Genomic DNA, 19,068 nt, shown 5'->3' on the forward strand with positions numbered 1-19,068 from the left:
ATTCTACCGGTTTCCCCGTGGCCATCACCATTAACGCCCTGACATGCTGAATCATGCGGAAATCATGCGCCGGTGGGTATGGATGGACATCAAGACCCCGAACGCCGCCATCAGCGTGACGCTGGAGGTACCGCCGTAACTCACCAGTGGCAGCGGCACGCCCACCACCGGAAGCAAGCCGCTGACCATGCCGATATTCACAAACACGTAGATGAAGAACGTCAGGGTCAGGGCGCCGGCCACAAGCCGGCTGAAGGAATCCTGGGCGGTGGCTGCGATGTACAGGCACCGCAGGATGATCAGGAAGTACACGGTCAGCAGCAGCGCCATCCCAATAAAACCAAACTCCTCCGCCAGCACCGCAACGATAAAGTCCGTGTGGCTTTCGGGCAGAAACTCCAGGTGGGACTGAGTGCCCATCAGCCAGCCCTTGCCCTCAAGCCCACCGGAACCGATGGCGGTTTTCGACTGAATGATGTTCCAACCGGCGCCGAGGGGGTCGCTCTGGGGGTCCAGCAGGGTCAGCACCCGCTGCTTCTGATAATCCCTCATGACAAAAAACCACAGCACCGGGGCGGACACCGACGCCATGCCAATGATGGTGGCGATCAGCTTCCAGCTCATGCCGGCAAAAAACACCACGAACATACCCGCCAGGCCCACCAGCAAGGAGGTCCCCAGGTCCGGCTGCTCGATGATCAGCCCCATCGGCAGAAGGACGATGGCCAGGCCGGCGGCAACCTGTGGCAACCTCGGCGGCAGATAGTGGCGGGACAGATACCACGCGGCGGTCATCGGCACCACCAGTTTCATGATCTCCGAGGGCTGGAACCGGGGCAGGCCCGGCAGAGCCAGCCAACGCTGCGCGCCCTTGGCACCAATACCCACGACCAGTACCGCAATAAGCGCCAGTACCCCCACCAGATAGAGCCAGGGTGACCAGCGCCGGAAGACCGAGGGGTCGAGCTGGGCAAACACCAGCATAACCACCAGGGCTATGCCCATGCGGATGCCCTGGGCCTTCACCATGTCCAGGCTCTGGTCGGCGCCGCTGTAGAGCACGAACAGGCCCCCGGTGATGAGAATCGCCAGCAACAGCAGCAGAATCGGGTCCAGGTGCAAGGCGGACCAAACGCTGGGCCGGCGCTCCAGCGGTCCGCGATCGAGCCCGTCGGTCGTCGATTTCAGTCCCATCAGTGGGTCTCCTCGGCGCTGGCCGGCTCAGGATTGTGGCTGGCGGGCGCGTCTTTGGAATATTTCAGCAACCAGGCGTCAAACATGGCCCGGACCACCGGCGCCGCCGTGCCGCTGCCGCTGCCGCCGTTCTCAACAATCGCGGCCACCACGATCTTCGGGTCCTTGACCGGGGCAAAACCAATAAACAGGGCGTGATCCCGAAGCCGCTCACGGATCTCGTCGGCGTTGTACTCTTCGTTTTCCTCAAGGCTGTACACCTGGGCCGTACCGCTTTTGCCCGCCATGCGATAGGACGCCCCCTGGGCGGCCCGATGGCCGGTGCCGTGCACGCTTTCCATCACCGCCGCCATGCTCTCCACCACGTACTCCCAGTCCTCCGGGCGCTTTAGTTTGAGCGGTTCATGGGTGGTTGGGGGAAGTACCTCGTCGGTGGTGTCGTCTCCGGTCACCTGCATGAGAAGGCGAGGCTCTACCCATTTGCCCCGGTTGGCAATCAGCGCCGTCGCCGTCGCCAGTTGCAGGGGCGTAGCCAGCATGAAGCCCTGCCCGATGCCAAGGTTCACCGAATCCCCCGGGTACCAGGGCTGGTTGCGGTTTGCCTGCTTCCACTCCCGGGACGGCAGCAGTCCGCTGAGGGCACCGTAGACATCCAGGGTCGCGTTCTCACCAAAGCCGAACCGCGACAGGTAGCTGGACATCGTGTCCACCCCCATATCCACGGCGGCGGTGTAGAAATAGGTGTCGCAGGACTCGGCAATCGCCTTGCGCAGGTCAACCCAGCCGTGGCCCCAACGCTTCCAGTCCCGATAACGGCGGCCGCCGTCGTTGAGCTGGAAATACCCCGGATCCCAGATGCGTGTGTTTCGGGTCACCGCGCCGCTGTCCAGGGCCGCCACGGCCAGCATGGGTTTCAGGGTAGAGCCCGGCGGGTACTGCCCCCGCAGCGCGCGATTGAACAGGGGCTTGTCGAGGCTTTCCCGCAGCTCCCGGTAATCGTCCACGCTGATGCCGGTGACGAACTTGTTGGTGTCAAAACCGGGTACGCTGGCCAGGGCAAGAATGCCGCCGGTCTTCGGCTCAATCGCCACGATGGCACCGCGACGGCCGTCCAGCAGCTCGTAGGCCTTTTTCTGCATGCGCAGGTCCAGGGTCAGCCGCAGGTCGTCTCCGGGCACCGGGTTCTGGCGCTCCAGCACCCGCAGAATGCGGCCCCGGGCGTTGGTTTCCACATGCTGGTAACCAACCTTGCCGTGCAGGCTTTCCTCGTAGAACTTTTCGATGCCGGACTTGCCGATGTAGTTCGTGCCGGAATAGTTGACGGGATCAATGGACTGCAACTCTTCCCGGTTGATCCGTCCGACGTAGCCAAGCACGTGGGACGTCAGCACGCTGTGGGGATAGTAGCGCACCAGCTCGGCACGTACTTCAACCCCCGGCAGGTCCTGGCGGCGAACCGCCAGCTGGGCGATCTCCTTTTCGGTAAGATCGTAACGCAGCGGGATTTCCTGATAGGGCCGGCGGGGCTCGTGCAGCCGGCGGTCGAAGCGCTGGAGGTCGTCTTCCGACACGTCGATGATGCTCTGGAGCCTGGACAGGGTGTCGTCCATGCCGTCGACCCGTTCGGGCACGATGGTCACGCTGAATACCGGCCGGTTTTCCGCCAGCAACTCACCGTTGCGATCGTAGATCAGGCCACGGGGTGGCGCCACCGACTGAACCTGAACCCGGTTCTTGTCCGACAGCGTGGTGTACGTCTCGTGCTCGACGATCTGAAGCTGGTACATGCGGCCAAGAAGGCCACCCAGGGCAAGGATCACCAACACCAGCATGACCAGCGCCCTGCGCTGGAATAAGCGGCGCTCGGCAGCGGTATCCTTGAATTCACCCCACGGCATTCTGGAATCCTAGGCGCGATGGTATGGATGGTTGCGGGTGATGGACCAGGCCCGGTAGAGCTGCTCCGCGATCAGGATGCGGACCAACGGATGCGGCAGCGTCAGCGGCGACAGGGACCACTGCTGGTCGGCCCGCTGACGACACTCACCGGCCAGGCCATCGGGACCGCCCACCAGGAAACTGACGTCCTGCCCATCCTGTTGCCAGCGCTCAAGCTGGGCCGCCAGTGCCTCGGTGGACCAGGGCCGGCCTCCGACTTCCAGCGCCACGACCCGATCCCGGGGACCCAGCGCGGCGAGGATGCCCTGGCTCTCTTTCTGCATCAACCGGGGGATGTCCGGATTCTTGCCCCGGTGGGGCATGGCGATTTCCACCAGCTCCAGGGGCAACTCGGGGGGCATTCGGCGGGCATAATCCTGGTACCCGGCGCTGACCCAGTCGGGCATTTTCTGCCCTACGCAGATCAGACGAAGCCGCATGGATTATTCTTGACCCGCGACACCCAGATCCGGCGCGTCCCGCCAGAGGCGCTCCAGATCGTAGAACTCGCGGGTCGCCGGCATCATCACATGAACCACCACGTCGCCCAGATCCACCAGGATCCAGTCGCTGACCGCGCCGCCCTCGACGCTGCCGGTGCGGACGCCCTGGTCCCGGGCTTCGCTCAGCACCGAGTCTGCCAGGGATTTCACGTGCCGGTTGGAGGTTCCCGAGGCCAGCACCATGTAGTCGGTGACGCTGGTGCGGTCACGGACGTCAATCACGCTGATGTCTTTGGCTTTTACGTCTTCCAGTGCTGTTACCACCAGGTTTTTGAGCTCTTCCGCCTGCATAATCACCCTGTTACCCGGGCCTCGGCCGCCCGGGCCACCCGAAAATTGACAATAGGACGGCAGTGTACCACTAAAAGTTCCCGTCGGTGCAGGCGCCGTAAAGGCCCTGGCGGCGAATCGCCTGCCACACCGGGTCCGGCATCAGGTATCGGGGAGAACGGCCATCGGCGATGCGCTCGCGGATGCCGGTGGCGGAAATGTCCAGCAACGGCGGCGCCAGCTCCAGGCATAGGCCGGCAGGCGAGCGGTGCAAGGCGTCGGCGACCGACACACGCCGCTCCGCCAGCAGGCGCGCCGGGGCGCCTTCGGGGTCCAATGCCGGACCGGGGCGCTGCACCACCACCACGTGGGCCAACTCGGGAATGGCCTGCCAGTCCCGCCACCGATCAAACCCGGCGAACGCGTCCGTGCCGACCACCATGGCCAGGGGCACATCCGGCCCCAGCTCGCTCCTGAGCTGTCGCAGGGTGTCCGCGGTAAACGAGGCACCGCCCCGGCGCAGTTCCCGGTCGTCTATCGCCAGATGCGCTTCCCCCTGCACCGCCAGCGCCAGCAGTTCCAGCCGCTGGCTCGCGCTGGCGCCGGTGGCGCCCCGATGCGGCGGCACATGGCAGGGCACCAGATGCACCTGATCCACCGCCAGGCGGTCACACAGCTCAATGGCCAGCCGCAGGTGGCCGTGGTGGACCGGGTCGAAGGTGCCGCCATACAGAACGTGCATGGCCATCAGGACCGGATGTGGCCGTCGCCGAAGACCACGTATTTCTGAGACGTCAGCCCCTCCAGGCCCACCGGGCCACGGGCGTGGATCTTGTCCGTGGAAATGCCGATCTCGGCGCCAAGGCCATACTCGAAGCCGTCGGCAAACCGGGTCGAGGCGTTCACCATGACCGAGCTGGAATCCACTTCCGTCAGAAAGCGCCGGGCGCGGGTGAAGTTCTCGGTCACGATGCTGTCGGTGTGCTGGGAGCTGAAGTGGTTGATGTGTTCAATGGCCTGATCGAGACCATCCACCACCCGAACCGCCAGAATCGGCGCCAGGTACTCGGCGTGCCAGTCGGCTTCCTCGGCCGCTGTTGCGGCGGGCACCAGTGCCAGGGTGTCCGGACAACCCCGGAGCTCAACGCCTTTTCCGGCAAACGCTTCGGCCAGGGCCGGCAACAGGTCGGCCGCCACCGCGCGATCCACCAGCAGCGTTTCCATGGTGTTGCAGGTGCCGTAGCGATGGGTTTTGGCGTTGATGGCAATGCGCATGGCCTTGTCCGGATCGGCCTGGCCATCGATGTAGACGTGGCAGACACCGTCCAGATGCTTGATCACCGGCACCCGGGCGTCCCGACTGATACGCTCGATCAGGCCCTTGCCGCCCCGGGGAACGATCACATCGACGTACTGCGGCATGGTGATCAGCTCACCCACCGCCGCGCGGTCTGTGGTGCGCACCACCTGTACGGCGGTTTCCGGCAGCCCGGCGCTGGCGAGGCCATCGGCCAGGCAACGGGCAATGGCCTGATTGGAGTGAATCGATTCAGACCCCCCCCGAAGAATGGTCGCATTGCCGGATTTCAGGCAGAGGCTCGCCGCTTCCACCGTCACGTTCGGGCGGGATTCGTAAATGATGCCAATCACCCCGAGCGGCACCCGCATCTTGCCCACCTGGATGCCCGACGGGCGGTAGGTCATCCCGGTGATTTCACCGATCGGATCGGGCAACGCGGCCACCTGGCGAAGGCCTTCGATCATCGCGTCAATGCGCTGGGGCGTAAGCTCGAGGCGATCCAGCATGGCCGCGTCCAACCCGTTTTCACGGCCACGCTCCAGGTCCTTGGCGTTGGCGACCGCCAGCTCGTTGCGCGCGGCATCCAGCGCGTCGGCCGTGGCCAGGAGCGCCTGATTACGGGTCGCCGTGGTGGACCGTGCTACGGCCCGGGAGGCGGACCGGGCCTCGCGCCCGAGTTCCGCCATATACTGTGTGATATCCATCCGCCTACCTTCTCGCGTGAAACCTGTGACGTCGTCGGGGCCTAACTTTACCTTTCCCGTTTCCAGTCCGCACCTCAAACCTCTATTATACCGCTGCACGACTCTTCTCATTCAATGGACGCCCGGGCAGAGGAAGGACGCACCATGGCCCAACAGGCCGAGACATTTCTGCTTAGCCGGCTGTCGAGAGCCAGCCTCGCCGCCCTGATCCTGCTGGCCATTGCCGGTGGCATTATGGGCGCGCCGCTGCTGGCGCTGGTTGCCGGCCTCGGCGCCGGCGTCGTTGCCTGTGACCGCAGCGTGCATCGACGCCAGGGTGGACCCTGGGCGAGCCTGCAGCAACTGCTCATGGTCACCTTTGCCGCTCTGCTGCTGGGCACCTTCCTGATCGGCCCCTGGTCCATGACCCACTGGCTCTACCTGACGCCGCTGGCGCTGTTTGCCCTGTTCCGCCCCCCCGTGGCCATTCCCCTGACCCTGTTGATGACGGCGCTGATGCTCGCCGGCAACGCCTGGATGGAGGGTCACGCCGAGCGCCACCAGTTTGGCAGCGCGTTCCTGCTGACGCTGCTGCTGTCCGGCGTGCTGATGTTTCTCCGGGAGTACAAGAGCCGCCAACTGGCTCCCCTGCGCCGCACCGACGAACTCACCCAGGCCGCCAGCCGGGAGTACCTGTCCGCAGACCTGCACAAGGAAATCCAGCGCAGCGAACGGGAAGGCACCGACCTGTCGCTGATCATGGTCGGCCTGGATACGCACCTGGGCGACCAGGAACCGGTGGAAGACATCCGTTCCATCCTGCCCCGGGTCGGGCGCTATCTGCATTCGCAGATCCGGGATTTTGACGCCTACTACCGGGTCGCGGACCTGCAGTTCCTGATCATCCTGCCTGGCATCGCTACCCGGGACGCCGCCGTGCGTGCCGATATCATACGGTCCGGCCTACGCCAGTTGCTGGAATCCCACGGGCTTACCCTGACCGTCAGCACCGGCGTTGCCGGCCTGAATATTGGCGACGATGCGGACAGCCTGCAGCACAGCGCCGCCCACGCCCTGCGGCGGGCCCAGCAGCAGGGCGGCAACCGCAGCCAGACCTACAGCGCCTGGTCCCGGGGCCCGGAGCGGCCGGCGCCTGACGCGTCGCCTGGAGGGCCCACGCCATGACCGAAACCCGTCTCCGCACGCTGACCCACAGTGCGGGCTACCTGCTGGCCCTGCTGTTTATCGCTGCCCTGGCGGCGCAGAACCTGCGCTACGGCTTCTACGATCTGTTCTATCTGGCCACTGCCATGGCGGGCCTGAGCTTTGCCGGCCTGATTTACACGTTTATCTGCCGACGCCACCAGCTGTCAGCGCCCGGGCATTTCGTGGTACTGGCGGCCATGAATACCGGCCTGCTGGTGGCGTTGCTGACCATGCGCGGCCCGGGCATCAGCCACTGGGCGATGCCGCTGCTGGTGCTGAACCTTTTGATCCTGCCCTGGCGCCGGGGGCTGGTGCTGTCGCTGGTGTTGGTGCTGGCAATGGCAGCGGTGCTGTTCACCCGGCAGCCGGCGGTGGACGCGCTGATCATCACCTCCGGCCAGCTCGGCCTGCTGCTGATCGCCGCCCTGTACACCTGGCACTACGATCACATGGCCCAGTCCGCTGAGGACCTGGCGATCACGGATCCGCTCACCGGCGCCCACAACGTCCGCTTTCTGGATGACACGCTGCAAAAGGAAATCAGCCGGGCGATAGCCACCGGCCACCCCCTGTCGGTGATTCACCTTTCTCTTGATTATGCCGAACAGGCCGCAGACCTCCACGGCCGTGGCACGCTTCAGGGCCTCTGCCGGCACATCACCGAACATCTGTTCGGCGTCATTCGCGCCGGCGATACCCTCTATGCCCTGGGTGAAGGGGAGTTTTTTCTGGTGCTGCCGTTCACGCCAGAGGAAGGCGTGCGGGTGATTGCCGAGCGAATTCGCCGGACCGTCGCTGAGCAAAGCTGGCCCGTGGTGGGCACCGCCACCGTCACCCTCGGCTGCACCACTCGGGGCACGGGCGACACCCGGACCGATTCGCTCAGGGCCCGGGCGCAGGCCGCCATGGACACCGCCCGCCGCCGGGGCGGAGACGCCATCGGTTTCCAGCCGGGCGCCGCCGTCGACGCATGAGCGCCTGGATCGCCTCCCTCACGGACTGGCTGTCGGTGCATCCCCAGTGGCTGGTGGCTGCGCTTTTCCTGGCCGCCGCGCTGGAGTCCCTGGCCTTGGTTGGGCTGGTCATCCCCGGTGTGGCCGTCCTGTTTGCCCTGTCGGTGCTGGCCGGAAAAACGGGGCTGACGGTTCCGGCACTGCTACTGTGGACCACAGCCGGGGCGGTGATCGGGGACGGCATCAGCTTCTGGTTGGGCCGTCACCTGCAGGGCCGCCTTGACGTTGTCTGGCCGTTCTCCCGTTACCCCGCCCTGATGGCCCGGGGTGAGCGCTTTTTCCGCCAACACGGGGGCAAAAGCGTGGCGCTGGGCCGGTTTGTCGGCCCCATCCGCCCGGTCATTCCCATCATCGCCGGGGCCCTGGCGATGTCATGGCAGCGGTTTCTCGCCGTCAATATCACCTCCGCCCTGCTGTGGGCTCCGGTGTACACCCTGCCCGGCTTTCTGGTGGGCGATGCCCTGCAGCAGAAGCTGGCCCTGCCGCCTCATTTTTACGCGGCCCTGGGCGTGAGCCTGTTGATTCTGGCCGGCGTCTATCTGGTGTTGATCCAGTTCCAGCTCGGGCTTGGCCGGGGAGGACGGCTGTATGCGTGGATGGAGGGGGCCGTGGGCCGGTACGACGCCAGTCACCGCTTCTGGCGCCTCTACGAAAGCCGGCGCCCGGACGCGGCCGGGGAGTTCCCGCTGGGCTCGGTGGTACTGGCGGCCACCGGCATCGCCCTGTTCCTGCTGTGGGCGCACCTGACCGCCTCGGGTGCCCTGGCGGGCTGGGACCAACGCATCGCCGCGGCCTTCGCCGACCTGAGGCACCCCCTGCTGGATACCCCGGCTCTGGCACTGACGCTGCTGGGCGACCCCGCCATGTTGGTGGCAGCGGCCATTCTCGCCACACTGACGATGGCCTTCCGCGGCTATTACGCGGCGGCCCTGCACCTGCTGCTGGCGGCCCTGGGGACGGTGCTGCTGGTGTGGGGGCTGAAGGCCGGCTTTGCCCTGCCAAGGCCAGAGCTGGTGCAACACCCGCCAGGCTCGGGGGCGTTTCCCAGTGGCCACGCCACCGGCATCACCGTGCTAACCATGCTGGGGGCCAGCTTTGTCGCAGCGGAACAGCCGGTGCGGCGACGGTGGCGGGTATATGCGGTAGCGTCGGTCCCCCTGCTGCTGGTCGCGGTCAGCCGGCTGTACCTAGGGGTACACTGGTTTACGGACGTGGTGGGCGGCGTGCTGATCGGGCTGGCCGTAACCGGGCTGATCCGGGCCAGCTACAGCCGCTATGATCGCCTGCCGCTGTCCCCGGATCTGATTACCCGGGGCGCGCTGGCCCTCTGGCTGGTGTTGATCGCGGGTTATGTCTGGGCAAACTGGACAGCCGCCGAAGCCGGGTACGCGCCGGTCACCCCGATTCCAACGCTTCCAGCAGCTCCTGCAGGCGGCTGAGGCGCTCCACCGGGTCCCGCAGCTCCACCAGCCGCTGCTTTTCCTGTTTGTCCAGAGGCAGCAGCTCGGTCAGCCGCCAGCCCACCTGGCGGGCGTCCGCGTAGTCCACGGTCATGTCCAGGTCCTGAATCACCGGGTGACGGCACAGCGCCACCAGCACCGAGGTCAGCTCGGCGTATGTCTCAGGCACCGGGGCATAGGCCTCCTCGCTCAACACCTCTACCTCGCCCATGTTCAGCCCGTCCGGCTGGCGCCAGGACCGGGTGATGGCAACCTTCGATTCACCTTCAACCGTTATGCCCAGCAAGCCGTTGCCCAGCTGCTGAAAATCGGTGATCCGCACGTACGTGCCCACCGGGTGGAAACGGGCCACCGCGCCGGTTTCGGCGCCGTCCCGAAGCAGCACGACCACAAACCCGATGCCATCTTTCATGCAGCGGGTAAGCATGTCGAGATACCGGGGCTCAAACAACTGGAGCGGAATGCGCCCACCCGGCAGGACAATGGAATTGAGCGGAAACAGGGGTACCGTCATGGCAGACATCATCGCAGGGCCAGCAGTTGTTTGACGTCATCGAGCCGTGCCTGGGCCTCGCTCAGCCATTGCAGGCGTTCGGCACCGTCCAGCTCGGGCGCGCCGAGTCGCCGGTAGGCGGGCACCTCATCAAGGGCCGGGACCGGCGTTGACTGACCGGACTGCTGGTGCAGGCGGGCCAGGATGACGACATCCACCAGCTGCGGCGCCGCGCCCGGGCTGGCGTAACGCCAATCACCGCCATGACGGACCGACGCCAGGACCGTGGCCGGAAACGACCAACTCTCAAGGATGGCCGCGCCCACGTCAGCCCTGAGCTCCCGAATCACCGCCGCGAGGGCCTCCGGCTCGGTCACCAGCCGGGCATGCTGCTCGGCCTTCACCAGAACCGGAACGCCCCCGATGTCGTGAAGCAGGCCCGCCAGCAGCGCCTCTTCCGGATCAATCCCTTTGATCCGTTCTGCCAGTACCCGGCACAGGGCCGCGAGTTCCCGGGCGTCCTGCCAGAGCCTGTCCATCGCTTGCTGAAGGGCCGGCTGTCGGGTTTTGAACACTTCCCGGAGTGCGAATACCGTCACCAGCTGGCGGGTCGTGTTCAGCCCGAGCCGAACGACCGCTTCCCGCACGTTCCGGACGTCTCCAAAGCCCCGGTACAGCGGGCTGTTGCAGGCCCTCACCAGTTTTGCCGCCATCGCCGGGTCCGCTGAGACCACGGCCGCGACCTGCTCTGCGGTGGTGTTCTCCCGGTCAACCACCCGCCGCACTTTCATGGCAACGTCGGGAACACTGGGCAGGCGCACCTGATTGGCCCGCAGCTCGACCAGCAGCTCGGTCATCACCCGCTCGGCATCGCCGGCGCCGGGGGCAAGCGCGGATTCTTCCGGCTCGGCGGATTCCTGCGGCGCAGTCCGAAGCAACTGGTTCAGTATCTCCTGCTCGATCACCAGAAACTCGCTGGGGCGAACCGCAATCACGTCGTACATTCGCGGCTGTAGCCGGGCGACGGCGGTCAGCGCCTTGTCGGTTTCTGCCTCGATCAGGGACCGTCGGCCGTCCTGGGCGCGAAGTTCCACGGCGCCGCTGACCAGAAAATAATCCAGCCCGTCCCGGACACCCCGTTCCGCCACCCGCTGGCCCGGGCCGTGGCTCCGACGCTGGGCGCGACTGGCGAGCACCACAAGCTGATCATCGGTCAGGCGATTAAGCGGCTGGAAGGCTTTCAGGCGCCGCAACGACAACGGGTCAGGTGCCCCCATGAACATACTCCCGCGAAAAGATCCGTGAAACGGTTCGTGTCTGTGTGTTAAGTATTGTCACCCGGCGCGGCGAAAACAACCATGCGCCCAAGGTTGAATCTGTTATCCTCTGAATCCGCACAGACCACTCGGTACATAAAGAAGAGAGATCCTGAGACCATGCCACAGTATCGTTCCCGGACGTCTACCGCCGGCCGTAACATGGCCGGTGCCCGTGCCCTCTGGCGCGCCACGGGCATGAAAAATGACGATTTCGGCAAACCCATCATCGCCGTTGCCAACTCCTTCACCCAGTTCGTCCCCGGGCACGTGCACCTGAAGGACCTGGGGCAGTTGGTCTGCCGCGAGATTGAAGCGGCCGGCGGCGTTGCCAAGGAATTCAACACGATCGCCGTCGACGACGGCATCGCGATGGGCCACGATGGCATGCTCTACTCCCTGCCGTCCCGGGAAATCATTGCCGACTCCGTCGAGTACATGGTGAATGCCCACTGTGCCGACGCCCTGGTGTGCATTTCCAACTGTGACAAGATCACCCCGGGCATGCTGATGGCCGCCCTGCGCCTGAACATCCCCACGGTGTTTGTCTCCGGCGGTCCCATGGAAGCCGGCAAGACCAAGTTGTCCGAACACAAGCTGGACCTGGTGGACGCCATGGTCATCGCCGCCGACCCCAATGCCACCGACGAGCAGGTGGAAGAATACGAACGCAGCGCCTGCCCCACCTGCGGCTCCTGCTCCGGCATGTTCACCGCCAATTCCATGAACTGTCTGACCGAGGCCATCGGCCTGGCCCTGCCCGGCAACGGCTCCATGCTGGCCACCCACGCCGACCGTGAGCGCCTGTTCCTGCACGCCGGCCGTCAAATTGTGGAGAATGCGAAACGCTTTTACGAACAGAACGACGCCAGCGTACTACCCCGTAGCATCGCCTCGTTCAGCTCGTTCCAGAACGCCATGACCCTGGACATCGCCATGGGCGGCTCCACCAACACCATCCTGCACCTGCTGGCCGCGGCCCAGGAAGCGGGTGTGGACTTCACCCTGGCGGACATCGACAAGCTGTCCCGGCACGTGCCCCAGCTCTCCAAAGTGGCCCCGAACTCGCCCAAGTACCACATGGAAGACGTGCACCGGGCCGGTGGCATCATGGGCATCCTCGGCGAGCTGGACCGGGGCGGGTTGCTCAATACCGATCTGCCGACCGTCCACAGCAAGACCCTGAAAGAGGCGCTCGACACCTGGGACATCATGCGCTCGCCGAGCGCCGAGGTGGTTGAGTTCTACAAGGCCGGCCCCGCCGGCATTCCGACCCAGACCGCATTCAGCCAGGCCACCCGCTGGCCGAGCCTGGACGGCGACCGGGAAAACGGGTGTATCCGCTCCGTGGAAAGCGCCTACTCCAGCGAGGGTGGGCTGGCGGTCCTCTATGGCAACATTGCGCTGGATGGCTGCGTGGTGAAAACCGCCGGTGTTGAAGAAAGCCTGTACGTGTTCGAAGGCAAGGCCCGGGTGTTCGAAAGCCAGGATTCGGCCGTTGCCGGCATTCTCGGAGACGAGGTCAAGCCCGGCGACGTGGTGATCATCCGCTACGAAGGGCCGAAAGGTGGCCCGGGCATGCAGGAAATGCTCTACCCGACCAGCTACCTGAAATCCAAGGGCCTGGGCAAAGAGTGCGCCCTGCTGACCGACGGCCGCTTCTCCGGCGGCACCTCCGGCCTGTCGATCGGGCATGCCTCTCCAGAGGCGGCCGCCGGTGGCGCCATTGGCCTGATCGAGAACGGTGACACCATCCTGATTGACATTCCCAACCGGTCCATCAATGTTCAGGTGGACAACGTGGAACTGGAGCGGCGCCGCAGCGCCCGGGATGCCAAGGGCTGGAAGCCGGAGATCGTGCGCGACCGAAAAGTGTCTGCCGCCCTCAAGGCCTATGCCCTGCTGGCCACCAGCGCCGACAAAGGCGCTGTCCGGGATCTGTCCAAGCTCGACTGAGCCCTGAGATGGCGGTCACCCGCCCCCCTGCGGCCCACAAAAAAGCCCGCCAGCGGTAAGCTGGCGGGCTTTTTTGATACCCGCGCGGGTGGTTACCAGAGGGACCAGCCGCCGTCGTCATCTTCCTCAATGGCACCGTCGTCTTTCGCCGGTTTCGGCTCGGGTGCCTTGGCGGCCTGGGCCTTCGCCGCCGGCTCAGCTTTGGTGCTCGGCTTTGCCGCGCTGGCTTTCGGCGCTGCCTGGGTGGCGGCCGCCACTGTGACCAGGCCCAGAGCCTTCTTGGTGTCCTCGTTGAGCACACCGGACGCCTCCAGGCCGTGATCTTTCTGGAACTGGACCAGCGCCTTGCGGGTGGCATCGCCCATGTCAGGGCTGACGTTCGGCACGTCATAACCGGCCCCGTAAAGGGCGTTTTTCAGGGCGACGACGTCGTTGGCCTGAGCCATCGGCGCCAGCGCCAGCAGCAGGGCCGCGCCCGCGGCACGGGCAACGCGGCGATGGGCAGAGCGCATCGGTTGGGGGGTTGTCAGGTTCATGGGCTTACGGCTCTCCTGTGAGTCAAACGGCGCCTCTTCGGGCGATTCAGTCACATCAGACTATCACGGGCCGGGCGGGCTTTTCTTGCCCAGGTTCTCATCCTGGCCCGCGACGACGGGCTTGGACGCCGGCTCACGGTGCGCCTCTTCACCAAATTCCCGGATGAAAATCCCCCAGAAAGCCATGAACAGCGCGGCCACCAGCGGGCCCATCACGAATCCGTTCACGCCGAACATGGCGATACCGCCCAGCGTGGACAGAAGCACGATGTAATCCGGCAGTTTGGTATCCCGACCCACAAATACCGGGCGAAGCAGGTTGTCCGAAAGCCCGATGACCACCAGCCCGAACGCGGTGAGAATGCCGGCGGACACCGTATCACCCACCGCCGCCAGGTAGATGGCCACCGGAGCCCACACCAGCGCGGCACCAACCGCCGGCAGCAGGGACACGATCGCCATGACCACGCCCCACAGCAACGCGCCCTGGATGCCGAGGATCCAGAAAATGAGCCCACCGAGAGCACCCTGGATGATGGCGATAAGCAGGTTGCCTTTGACCGTGGCCCTTGTCACCTCCGCGAACTTGGCAAACAGCAGGCGCTCCCGTTCGTCCCCGAGGGGGAGTGCGCGAATCATCAACTCCACCAGTTCGGCGCCGTCCCTGAGCAGGAAGAAGGCCAGATAGGCCATCAGCGCCAGGCCCATGAAGAACTGGAAGGTGTTCTGACCGATACCCAGCGCCTGCTTGGCGAGAAACTGGCTGCCACCGACAAAGGCGTTGACGGCGCGGTCCCGCAGCTGGTCGAAACTGAGGTCAAACTGGGCCAGGAACGACTGGATGGCCGGAAACGATTCATTGACTTGATCGAGGTATTCCCCAGGCCGGATCTCGCCGCTCTGGATCTGCTGGTACAAAGACACTCCCTGGGCCACCAGAGACGTGGTCAGCACCAACACCGGAATCACCACGATCACCAGGCTCACCAGCAAGGTGATCAGCGCCGTCACATTCCGGCGCGGCCCCAGCCAGCGGGTCAGCCGGGCGTGCAGGGGCTGGAAGATCAGCGCCAGGGCCACCGCCCAGAAGATGGGGCCAAAAAAGGGTTTCATGAGCAGCACAAACGCCAGGGAAACCCCGAGCAGCAGTGCCAGAAAAGTCCGTGTCTCAAGTTTTGCGTACATACCTGTAGGTTTCCCCAAACCGCTGCCGAAAATTCGCCCCGGGGCGACGTCGCTCAGCCTACCACGACGCGTGGCGACTGGCGCCAGCTTCGGGTTATAGTGATGGGTTCGAAGGTCTTGATCAAACAGGTTATGGATTCACCGTCGGAACAATTCAGCCCTGAGACCGCGCTGGACGCGGCCAGGGCCCTGCAAGCGGTACTGGCCGCCCGCACCCATCGCCGCAAGGTGCTGGGGCAGGAGGTGCTGGTGCCCGGCCAGCTGGGAGAGGCCCTTCGGCTGCCACTGATCATCAACCGGTTGATCAGCAAGCAACAGCGTCATCGGGACGCGGGCCTGGACGCCTTCCAGGAACTCTGGCCAACGCTCTCGGCGCACACCCGCAATCGGGTGCTGGAGGCCATCGGCTGGTACGATCCAAAGTCCCTGGACTGGGAAGACAAGCGCTCCAACCGCCGGCCGGTCGTCGATTCCGACAAACCCTCCGTATAAGCCTCCGTACATACCCGGATCCACCTCACGGCGTGACTCGGAACTGTCATACACTGGCCGTATCGTGTGGGTTACAAAGGAGAAGACTCATGAGCGAACCAAACCATTACCACGCCCTTCTGGCCGAAGGCAGCGCTGTCCCCACCCTGCTTTGCGGCCGGTGCCATTCCATTCTTTCCCGCAGCCGGATTTCCCGGAACCGCAACGCCCAGCCCGGTGGCCAGTGCCAGACGATTGGCCTGTGCTCCGCCGACGACTGCGGTGCCGTTAACTGCTGTGACGACGCCCTCGCCCGCATCGACAACCCGGAACGCCGGCTGTTCGATCTGGCCTGCTGATTCAAAGCGGCAACGCTCTGTTACGCAACTCAAACACACCGGCCATCGAACTGAATTATCCTGAGCGTCGACGATTGTCGTAATCGACAGTCACGCACCCTATCAGCCAGGACAGTCGATGGTATGCGTATCCTGAGAACCGACGAGAGCCGTTTCAAAGACCTCCCGGATTACCCCTTCAAGCCCCATTATCTGGACGTTGCCCCGGGGCTGCGCATGCATTACGTGGACGAAGGCAACCCAGCGGCAACGCCGGTGCTGATGCTGCACGGCGAGCCCTCGTGGTCCTATCTTTACCGGCACATGATTCCGCTGGTGGCCGGCGCGGGCCATCGGGTGCTGGCGCCCGACCTGATCGGCTTTGGCAAATCCGACAAGCCGGCCAGCATGGACGACTACAGCTATGACCAGCACATGGCGTGGCTCACCGCCTGGCTGGACACCCTCGACCTGCGCAATGTCACTCTGGTCTGCCAGAACTGGGGCTCTCTGCTGGGCCTGCGACTTGCGGCGGAACACCCGGATCGCTTCAGCCGCATCATCGTCGGGAACGGCATGCTGCCCACCGGTGACACCCGTGTGCCTGCGGTCTTTACCCTCTGGAAGGCGTTCGCCAGCCACAGCCCCTGGTTTCCCATCGGGCGCATCGTGCAACTTGGTACCGAGAGGACCCTGGACCGTCACGAACTGGCGGCCTACGAGGCCCCCTTCCCATCGTCCGAGTATAAAGCGGGAGCCCGGGCCTTCCCGAAGCTGGTACCGACGTCACCGGACGATCCGGCCAGTGCCGCCAACCAGGCCGCCTGGCGCGTGCTGGAGAAATGGCGAAAGCCCTTCATCACCTGTTTCAGCAGCGGCGACCCCATTACCCGGGGCGGCGACCGGTACATGCAAAGACGCATTCCCGGCGCCCACGGACAGCCCCACATCACCCTCCGGGGCGGTCATTTCCTGCAGGAGGACTCGCCGGAGGCGTTCGCCCGCATCATCATCGACGCCCTGAAATCGGAACTGGCGGCCTGAGGCCGCCGGTGTCCGCGCAAGTGCCTACCCACCTCCCGGGGATTTCCCGTATCAAAATGCCCGCCAAGCGTCTATAATTCCGCTCTGTCACGCATCGTCGATTGATGCCCTGCCCTCCGAATTCCGAGTAATCTAATGTCAGAAATGTCTTTTGCCGAGCTGGGGCTGGATGCAGCCGTTCTTGCCGCCGTTCAGTCTGTCGGCTACGAAACGCCATCCCCTATCCAGGCCCAGTCCATTCCGGCCCTCCTGGCTGGCCGCCATCTGCTGGGCGTTGCCCAGACCGGCACCGGGAAAACCGCGGCGTTTGCCCTGCCGCTGCTGAGCCGGATTGACGCCAACCTTACCGAGCCTCAGATTCTCGTGTTGGCGCCCACCCGGGAGCTGGCCATCCAGGTGGCCGAAGCCTTCACCACCTACGCCAGCCACTTCAGCCAGTTCCACGTGCTGCCCATTTACGGCGGACAGGACTTCAGCCCGCAAATCCGCGGCCTGCGCCGAGGAGCCCAGGTGATCGTGGGCACACCGGGCCGGCTGTTGGACCACTTGCGAAAGGGCACACTGAAGCTGGACAACCTGCGAGCGCTGGTCCTGGATGAGGCGGACGAGATGCTGCGGATGGGCTTTATCGACGACGTCGAAACCATCCTGTCGAAAACGCCGGACAGCTGCCAGCGGGCGCTGTTCTCCGCCACCATGCCGCCGCAGATCAAGAAGGTCGCCCAGACCTACCTGCGGGACGCGGTGGAAGTGCGCATTGAGAGCGAAACGCGAACGGTGGAGCGCATTTCCCAGTTCGTGCTGCCGGTGTACGCCGAGCGCAAGCTGGATGCCCTGACCCGCATTCTGGAAGTGGAGCCGTTCGACGCATCGATCATCTTCGTGCGCACCAAGGCGGAAACCACCCTGCTGGCGGAAAAGCTCTCCGCCCGAGGCCATGCGGTGGCGCCGCTCAGCGGTGACCTGAACCAGCGCCAGCGTGAGCAGACCGTGGAAGACCTCAAGCGCGGCCGCAAGGACATCATCATCGCCACCGACGTGGCGGCCCGGGGCCTGGACGTGGCGCGGATCACCCACGTGATCAACTACGACGTGCCCTACGATACCGAAGCCTACATCCACCGGGTTGGTCGCACGGGCCGTGCCGGTCGCACCGGCAAGGCCATTCTGCTGGTCACACCCCGGGAGCGGAGCTGGCTGAAGACGCTGGAGCGCGCCACCAATTCGCCGATGGAACCGTATCAGTTGCCCTCGCCGGCGGAGCTCCAGAAAATGCGCATCGAGCAGTTTGAGCAGCAGCTGCTGGGCTTTGCAGAAGACCGCAAGCTGGCCAAAGCCATGAGCCTGCTGGATGAGATTGCCGAGCGCAACGAGATGGACGTGGCGATGCTCGCCGGTGCCCTGGCCTGCTGGATGGACATGGCCCAGCCCGGCACCCTGCCCCTGGAAACCCCGGAAGCGCTGCCGGAAATCTCCGCCACGCCCCGCCGTGACCACCGTGGACCGCCCCCGGGCAAGAAGCCGTTCCGCAAAAACAGCGGCAAAGGCGGCAAGGCTGGCAGCTTCCGCAAGGACGGCAAGCCGGGCCATCGCAAAGGCCCCAAGGGTGACAAACCGGCCGGCAGCAAGCGCCCGCCCCGTTAACCCGCCACGCGCTGGTAGATAACGAAGCTGTAGTCGTAAGGGTTGTTGTCGGACGCGGAGAAATCCTCCCGTCCGATCTCTTCCCACTGATCCCAGTTCACGTCCGGAAAGAACGCGTCGCCGTCGACGTCGGCGTGCACCTGGGTGACGTACATACGGTCCACCAGAGGCAACGCTTCGGCGTAAATCTGGCCGCCGCCGATGATCATCACCTCGTCCCCACCTTCCAGCTCCGCCTGGGCCTCAGCCCGAACCAGCGCGTCCGCCAGCGACGACGCCGCGACGGTGCCCGCTGGCGCCTGCCAGTCGGGATTCCGGGAAATCACCACATTCATCCGGCCCGGCAGCGGCCGCCCGATTGACTCCCAGGTTTTCCGCCCCATGATGATCGGCTTGCCCATGGTGGCCTGCTTGAAATAGCGCAGGTCCCCTGGGAGGTACCAGGGAAGCTTGTTGTCCCGGCCAATCACCCGGTTCCGGGCCATGGCAACAATCAAGGCTTTTCTCATGTTCAGATC

At 64.9% G+C, this 19,068-nt stretch carries 19 protein-coding genes; 8 read left to right on the forward strand and 11 right to left on the reverse strand.

Annotated elements, in window-relative coordinates; translation table 11 throughout:
* Window positions 1-51: 51 nt before the first annotated feature.
* The 6 genes from rodA to V3388_RS09185 form a co-directional block, all read right to left on the reverse strand.
* Window positions 52-1,194, reverse strand: a complete 1,143-nt coding sequence (rodA, locus tag V3388_RS09160) for a rod shape-determining protein RodA (RefSeq protein WP_336367218.1) — start codon at window positions 1,192-1,194, stop codon at window positions 52-54.
* Window positions 1,194-3,092 (reverse strand): penicillin-binding protein 2, encoded by a 1,899-nt coding sequence (gene mrdA / locus V3388_RS09165; protein ID WP_336367219.1) that lies wholly within the window; start codon window positions 3,090-3,092, stop codon window positions 1,194-1,196. Before mrdA ends, rodA begins: the two co-directional genes overlap by 1 nt.
* 9 nt (window positions 3,093-3,101) lie before the next feature.
* Window positions 3,102-3,572 carry a 23S rRNA (pseudouridine(1915)-N(3))-methyltransferase RlmH gene (gene rlmH / locus V3388_RS09170; RefSeq protein WP_336367220.1) on the reverse strand — a complete coding sequence of 157 codons (471 nt, stop codon included), beginning with the start codon at window positions 3,570-3,572 and terminating at the stop codon, window positions 3,102-3,104.
* 3 nt (window positions 3,573-3,575) lie between these two features.
* Window positions 3,576-3,926, reverse strand: a complete 351-nt coding sequence (gene rsfS / locus V3388_RS09175) for a ribosome silencing factor (RefSeq protein WP_336367221.1) — start codon at window positions 3,924-3,926, stop codon at window positions 3,576-3,578.
* 70 nt (window positions 3,927-3,996) lie between these two features.
* On the reverse strand, window positions 3,997-4,647 hold the full coding sequence (nadD, locus tag V3388_RS09180; protein ID WP_336367222.1) for a nicotinate-nucleotide adenylyltransferase: 651 nt from the start codon (window positions 4,645-4,647) through the stop codon (window positions 3,997-3,999).
* Between the two features lie 5 nt (window positions 4,648-4,652).
* On the reverse strand, window positions 4,653-5,909 hold the full coding sequence (locus tag V3388_RS09185; RefSeq protein ID WP_336367223.1) for a glutamate-5-semialdehyde dehydrogenase: 1,257 nt from the start codon (window positions 5,907-5,909) through the stop codon (window positions 4,653-4,655).
* A 144-nt stretch (window positions 5,910-6,053) separates the two neighbouring features.
* Between V3388_RS09185 and V3388_RS09190 the strand changes: the two genes are divergently transcribed.
* The 3 genes from V3388_RS09190 to V3388_RS09200 are packed head-to-tail and all read left to right on the forward strand — an operon-like array spanning window position 6,054 to window position 9,546.
* Window positions 6,054-7,073, forward strand: a complete 1,020-nt coding sequence (locus tag V3388_RS09190) for a GGDEF domain-containing protein (protein ID WP_336367224.1) — start codon at window positions 6,054-6,056, stop codon at window positions 7,071-7,073.
* A complete protein-coding gene (locus V3388_RS09195; RefSeq protein ID WP_336367225.1) occupies window positions 7,070-8,068 on the forward strand; it encodes a GGDEF domain-containing protein in 999 nt (332 codons plus the stop codon). Before V3388_RS09190 ends, V3388_RS09195 begins: the two co-directional genes overlap by 4 nt.
* Window positions 8,065-9,546: a bifunctional DedA family/phosphatase PAP2 family protein gene (locus tag V3388_RS09200; protein ID WP_336367226.1), complete on the forward strand. Its 1,482-nt coding sequence runs from the start codon at window positions 8,065-8,067 to the stop codon at window positions 9,544-9,546. The genes V3388_RS09195 and V3388_RS09200 overlap by 4 nt, the downstream gene beginning before the upstream one ends.
* On the opposite strand, the gene V3388_RS09205 is transcribed toward V3388_RS09200, so the two are convergent.
* Entirely contained in the window at window positions 9,503-10,081 is a 579-nt protein-coding gene (locus V3388_RS09205; RefSeq protein ID WP_336367227.1) for an LON peptidase substrate-binding domain-containing protein, read from the reverse strand. The genes V3388_RS09200 and V3388_RS09205 overlap by 44 nt on opposite strands.
* 8 nt (window positions 10,082-10,089) lie before the next feature.
* A complete protein-coding gene (locus V3388_RS09210; RefSeq protein WP_336367228.1) occupies window positions 10,090-11,337 on the reverse strand; it encodes an HDOD domain-containing protein in 1,248 nt (415 codons plus the stop codon).
* 159 nt (window positions 11,338-11,496) lie between these two features.
* Here V3388_RS09210 and ilvD point away from each other — a divergent pair, with 159 nt between their 5' ends.
* Window positions 11,497-13,332, forward strand: coding sequence for a dihydroxy-acid dehydratase (gene ilvD, locus V3388_RS09215; RefSeq protein WP_336367229.1), 1,836 nt, complete (start codon window positions 11,497-11,499; stop codon window positions 13,330-13,332).
* A 92-nt stretch (window positions 13,333-13,424) separates the two neighbouring features.
* On the opposite strand, the gene V3388_RS09220 is transcribed toward ilvD, so the two are convergent.
* Both V3388_RS09220 and V3388_RS09225 read right to left on the reverse strand, forming a co-directional pair.
* Window positions 13,425-13,868: a peptidoglycan-binding domain-containing protein gene (locus V3388_RS09220; protein ID WP_336367230.1), complete on the reverse strand. Its 444-nt coding sequence runs from the start codon at window positions 13,866-13,868 to the stop codon at window positions 13,425-13,427.
* A 63-nt stretch (window positions 13,869-13,931) separates the two neighbouring features.
* On the reverse strand, window positions 13,932-15,053 hold the full coding sequence (locus tag V3388_RS09225; RefSeq protein ID WP_336367231.1) for an AI-2E family transporter: 1,122 nt from the start codon (window positions 15,051-15,053) through the stop codon (window positions 13,932-13,934).
* 132 nt (window positions 15,054-15,185) lie between these two features.
* Here V3388_RS09225 and V3388_RS09230 point away from each other — a divergent pair, with 132 nt between their 5' ends.
* The 4 genes from V3388_RS09230 to V3388_RS09245 all read left to right on the forward strand — a co-directional run bounded on the left by V3388_RS09230 (window position 15,186) and on the right by V3388_RS09245 (window position 18,550).
* Window positions 15,186-15,545 carry a hypothetical protein gene (locus tag V3388_RS09230; protein ID WP_336367232.1) on the forward strand — a complete coding sequence of 120 codons (360 nt, stop codon included), beginning with the start codon at window positions 15,186-15,188 and terminating at the stop codon, window positions 15,543-15,545.
* An 89-nt stretch (window positions 15,546-15,634) separates the two neighbouring features.
* Window positions 15,635-15,883 (forward strand): hypothetical protein, encoded by a 249-nt coding sequence (locus V3388_RS09235; RefSeq protein WP_336367233.1) that lies wholly within the window; start codon window positions 15,635-15,637, stop codon window positions 15,881-15,883.
* 123 nt (window positions 15,884-16,006) lie between these two features.
* Window positions 16,007-16,906, forward strand: coding sequence for a haloalkane dehalogenase (locus V3388_RS09240; RefSeq protein WP_336367234.1), 900 nt, complete (start codon window positions 16,007-16,009; stop codon window positions 16,904-16,906).
* A 135-nt stretch (window positions 16,907-17,041) separates the two neighbouring features.
* Entirely contained in the window at window positions 17,042-18,550 is a 1,509-nt protein-coding gene (locus V3388_RS09245) for a DEAD/DEAH box helicase (protein ID WP_336367235.1), read from the forward strand.
* Here the strand turns inward: V3388_RS09245 and V3388_RS09250 are convergent.
* On the reverse strand, window positions 18,547-19,059 hold the full coding sequence (locus V3388_RS09250; RefSeq protein WP_336367236.1) for a dihydrofolate reductase: 513 nt from the start codon (window positions 19,057-19,059) through the stop codon (window positions 18,547-18,549). The two genes, V3388_RS09245 and V3388_RS09250, sit on opposite strands and share 4 nt — an antisense overlap.
* Between the last annotated feature and the right edge of the window lie 9 nt (window positions 19,060-19,068).

Source organism: Marinobacter sp. C2H3 (assembly GCF_037080155.1).
In the GTDB taxonomy this organism is placed as follows: domain Bacteria; phylum Pseudomonadota; class Gammaproteobacteria; order Pseudomonadales; family Oleiphilaceae; genus Marinobacter.